This is a genomic window from Amycolatopsis sp. NPDC059027 (genome assembly GCF_042739735.1).
Lineage (GTDB): Bacteria > Actinomycetota > Actinomycetes > Mycobacteriales > Pseudonocardiaceae > Amycolatopsis.
Window position 1 is genome coordinate 137,215 of record NZ_JBHYIK010000006.1, and the last position, 4,319, is coordinate 141,533.

Consider the following 4,319-nt stretch of genomic DNA (forward strand, 5'->3'; position numbering starts at 1 on the left):
ACCCCGTCGCCCGGGCGGGCCCCCCCCACCCGGCGTGTCCCGCCCAGACCCCCCCCCAACCCCGCTCCACCGCTACCTGATCACGCGAGTTCGCCGTTCGGGCTCAGCTGTCGAAGCGGCGGGGGCGGCGGCCCGGACGCTGCGGGCGGCCTCCGCCGTTGCCGCCACCGTTGCCGAAGCGCGGGCGACGGCCGTTGAAGCCGCCGGGGCGGCCTTCGCGGTGACCGTGGTCCTCGTGCGAACCCTGGCCGTAGCCGCCGCGGTCGCCGCCACGACGCTCGCCGTAGCCGCGGTTGTTGTCACGGGAGCCGAAGCCGCGGCCGCCGGAACGGCGCGGGGACTCGCGGCGACGCTCGACCACGGGCTCGCCGCTGGGCTCGCGGGCGCCGGTGATCTCGGTCAGCGCGGGGTCGTCCGGCCGGATCATGGTGGACTCGGCGCGGACACCGGCCCGGTCGGTCATCCGGCGGACGGTGCGCCGCTGGTCGTTGGTGACCAGCGTGACCACGACACCCGACGCCCCGGCGCGCGCGGTGCGGCCGGCGCGGTGCAGGTAGTCCTTGTGGTCGGCGGCCGGGTCGACGTGCAGCACCAGCGAGACGTCGTCGACGTGGATGCCGCGCGCGGCCACGTCGGTGGCCACCAGCACCGGGGTGTAGCCCTCCTTGAAGTCGGCGAGCACCCGGTTGCGCTGGCCCTGCGTCTTGCCGCCGTGCAGCGCTCCCGCGTGCACGCCCTGCTCACGCAGCCGCTCGGCGAGCCGGTCGACGTGGTGCTTGGTGCGCACGAACATGATCGTGCGGCCCTCGCGAGCGCCGATCCGCGTCACGACGTCCTGCTTGTCCTGGTGGGACACCTGGAACAGGTGGTGGTCCATCGTGGTCACGCTCGCGGTCGACGGCGCGACCGAGTGGGTCACCGGGTCGGCGAGGTACTGCTTCACCAGCTTGTTGACGTCACCGTCGAGCGTCGCGGAGAACAGCAGCCGCTGCCCGCCGGGCGGGGTGAGGTCGAGGATCTCGCGGACCTGCGGCATGAAGCCCATGTCCGCCATCTGGTCGGCCTCGTCGAGCGCGATGAAATTGCAGTCGCCGAGGTTCGCGGTGCCCTGCCGGACGTGGTCCGACAGCCGGCCGGGGGTGGCGATGAGCAGGTCGACGCCGCGGGCCAGCGAGTCGGCCTGACGGCCGAAGGCCATCCCGCCGACGGCGGTGCGGCACCACAGGCCCATGGCCTTGGCCAGCGGGGTCAGCGAGTCGGCCACCTGCATGGCCAGCTCGCGGGTCGGCACCAGCACGAGCGCGCGCGGGCGCTTCGGCCGGGCCTTGCCGCCGTCGAGCCGGGCCAGCATGGCCAGGCCGAACGCCAGCGTCTTGCCGGAACCGGTCTGCGCGCGGCCGAGGACGTCACGCCCGGCCAGCGCGTCGGGGATGGTGGCCGACTGGATCGGGAACGGCTTGTCGATCCCGGCGGCGGCCAGCGCGCGCAGCAGTTCCTCGGGGAGGCCCAGCTGGGCGAAGGTCTTGGTGACCACGGTCTCCACCGCGTCGTCGCGCAGCATTCCGGCGTCCGCGGAAGCGGGACGGCCGGTGTCCGCGCCGCGGTGACGCGGCTTGCGTCCCCGGGGACGGTCCACGCGCGCGGAGGAAGGGCCATGGTTGAACGTGACTGTCACAAATGCCTCTCGGACGTGGTACGTCGCAAGGAGGCCCGGGCTGTCCGCGCGCAGGCGGACAAGATGGTGTGCGGTGGGCGTTCACAGGGACGAACCCGGCACACCGTGTGGTCGACACCGCGCGCCGCTTTGGTCATTTCGGATACCGCGAGCCATTCGGCTGGCTTTGGAGGCGACGGACACCAACTCATCCACGCCGCCGGTTGCGGTCTGTCATCACTGTACCGGAGTCCTCGCTGCGACTTCGCATCGAGGCGCCCGGGTGTGGGCAACGCCGCAGCCACGCCCGGTGCCCGCGGCCGCGGCGTCACCCGTTCAGCCGAGCCCGGCGACCTTCGTCAGCTCCCCGAGCAGGTCGTCGATCGCCGTGACCTGCTCGGAAAGCCCCCGCGCGTGGAACCATCCCGCGAGGTTGCGGACATCGCGGGCGAGGAACTCCAGACCGCCGGGGTTGGCCACGACGTCGACCACCTGCGGCAGGTCGATCACCATGAGCCTGCCCTCGTGCACGAGCAGGTTGTACGCCGAGAGGTCACCGTGGGCGACGCCCTCGCCGGCGAGCAGCTCCAGGGCCGCGACGGCCTGGCGCCACAGGCCGGCCAGTTCGCCGGGTCCGGGCCGGAGCTGGGCCAGCCGGGGCGCCGCCGCGCCTTCGTCGTCCCCGAGGAACTCCAGCAGTACTTCGGTCCCGTTGCGCTGCACCGGATACGGGACCGGTGCCCCCATCGTCCACAGGCGACACAGCGCGGCGAACTCGGCGGCCGCCCACTGTTCGGCGATCAGGTTGCGGCCGAAGGTCGTGCGGCCCGCCATCGCGCGGTTCTCCCGTGACCGGCGCATGCGCCTGCCTTCGAGATAGCCCGCGTCCCGATGGAACAGCTTGTGCTCGTCACTGCGGTACCGCTTGGCAGCGAGCAGGACGCCGTCGGTGCCGGGCAGGTTGCGGCGCAGCAGGTGGACGTCGGCCTCCTTCCCGGTCTTGAGCACGCCGAGGTCGGTGTCGACCGCGCCGAGCCCGGTGATCACCCAGTCCGGCCGGGGGAGCGGGCCCTGCTCGGCCTCGTCCCAGGTGGTCCAGCGGTCGGCGCCGTCGGGCAGCGCCGTTTCGGTGTAGGCGTCCTCGCGCAGCCGATCGAGGCGGACGCGTTCGCTTTCGGTGATCCTGCCGGCCCGCTCGGGCCCGGGTTGGCGGTTGCGGCGGGCGCGCCGGGCCAAGCGGTCGAAACGGTCGTTGAATTCGTGCTCTTTGTGGTCTTCGTCGAAATCGTGCTGACGCACTGGTGGGTTCTCCTGGTTCAGGGATGCCCCACCGGGCGCGCGGAAGACGCGGATCAGCCTCGGGGGGCGGGTGGACGGGTGCGGGCAGCACCCAGGACGGTCATCGCCATCGGGGCCACCTCCCTCGTTCTCCACCGGCTCCCTGCCGGATCGCGCAGAGCATCCCGCACCCCCGCGAGCACGCGCAACCGAATTAACCGCGAGCCGGTAAGCGTTGAACCGCACCGCGCGGCTGGGGCAGGGTCCCGGTATGCGTGTGATCGTGATCGGCAGTGGCATCGCGGGCGCGGCGACGGCGTATCACCTGGTCCGTCGCGGCGCGGAGGTCGTCGTGGTGGACGCCGGGCTGGCCGGGACGGCGACCGCGGCGGGCGCGGGGATCGTCAGCCCGTGGACCTCGCATTGGGAGGACGCGCTCTTCCCGCTGGCGTCGGCCGCCGCGGCGTACTACCCCGGACTGGCCGGGCAACTCGCCGAGGAGACCGGTGAGGCGTCGTCGTACGAGGTCGTGGGCGGAATGCTCGTCTCCGAAGACGAAAGCGAACTCGGCGAAAGGGAACGGCGTCTCACCGAGCGGGCGGCGATCGCGCCGGGCGCGGGGAAGATCCGGCGGCTCGACCCGGTACAGGCGCGGGAGTTGTTCCCGCCGCTGGCGCCGGAACTGGGCGCGGTCCACCTGTCCGGTGCGGCCAGGGTCGACGGACGTCAGGTGCGCCAGGCGCTGCTCACGGCGTCGCGGCGCCGGGGCGCGCGCCTGGTGGCGAGTCACGCCCGGTTGTCGCCGCGGCCCGGCAAGGCGCCGCGAGTCCTGACCGGCGGCGAGGTCTTCGACGCTGACGTCGTGGTGGCGGCCGCGGGCGCGTGGACCGCGGATCTGGTGGCGCAGCTGGGAATCCGGGTCCCGGTGACACCGCAGCGGGGGCAGATCAGCCATTTCGACGTACCGGCGAAGACGTCGGCGTGGCCGGTCGTGCTGCCGCGGACGAGCCACTACCTGCTGGCGTTCCCGGGCTCGCGGGTCGTCGCCGGGGCGACCCGGGAATCCGGCGCGGGCTTCGACCACCGGGTCACCGCTGCCGGGCAGCGCGAGGTGCTGGAGCACGCGCTCGCCGTCGCGCCGGGCCTGGCCGACGCGACGCTGGCCGAGACGCGGGTGGGCTTCCGGCCGGGCACGCCGGACGGGGTGCCGGTACTCGGACGGGCGGCGGACGGCCTCGTGCTCGCCACCGGGTTCGGCGCGGCGGGACTGACGCTGGCGCCGTTCGCCGGGAAGCTCGTGGCCGCGCTCGCACTCGGCGAGGACGCCGGGTTCGACCTGAGCGTCTGCGCCCCGGACCGGTGAGGCCCCCCCCGATCCGGGGGCGGA

3 protein-coding genes are annotated in these 4,319 nt (G+C 73.6%); 1 reads left to right on the forward strand and 2 read right to left on the reverse strand.

Going from position 1 to position 4,319, the window contains the following annotated elements:
- Window positions 1–103 precede the first annotated feature (103 nt).
- Together ACFWY9_RS06275 and ACFWY9_RS06280 are read right to left on the reverse strand one after the other, a co-directional pair.
- Entirely contained in the window at window positions 104–1,675 is a 1,572-nt protein-coding gene (locus ACFWY9_RS06275) for a DEAD/DEAH box helicase (RefSeq protein WP_378338297.1), read from the reverse strand.
- A gap of 315 nt (window positions 1,676–1,990) precedes the next feature.
- On the reverse strand, window positions 1,991–2,953 hold the full coding sequence (locus ACFWY9_RS06280) for a serine protein kinase RIO (protein ID WP_378338298.1): 963 nt from the start codon (window positions 2,951–2,953) through the stop codon (window positions 1,991–1,993).
- A gap of 250 nt (window positions 2,954–3,203) precedes the next feature.
- Here ACFWY9_RS06280 and ACFWY9_RS06285 point away from each other — a divergent pair, with 250 nt between their 5' ends.
- Window positions 3,204–4,295, forward strand: coding sequence for an NAD(P)/FAD-dependent oxidoreductase (locus ACFWY9_RS06285; RefSeq protein ID WP_378338299.1), 1,092 nt, complete (start codon window positions 3,204–3,206; stop codon window positions 4,293–4,295).
- Window positions 4,296–4,319: the final 24 nt, after the last annotated feature.

What these genes read in the sequence shown, in the direction of transcription:
- ACFWY9_RS06285 (WP_378338299.1), top strand. Translation starts at nt 3,204, where the DNA reads ATGCGTGTGATCGTGATCGGCAGTGGCATCGCGGGCGCGGCGACGGCG.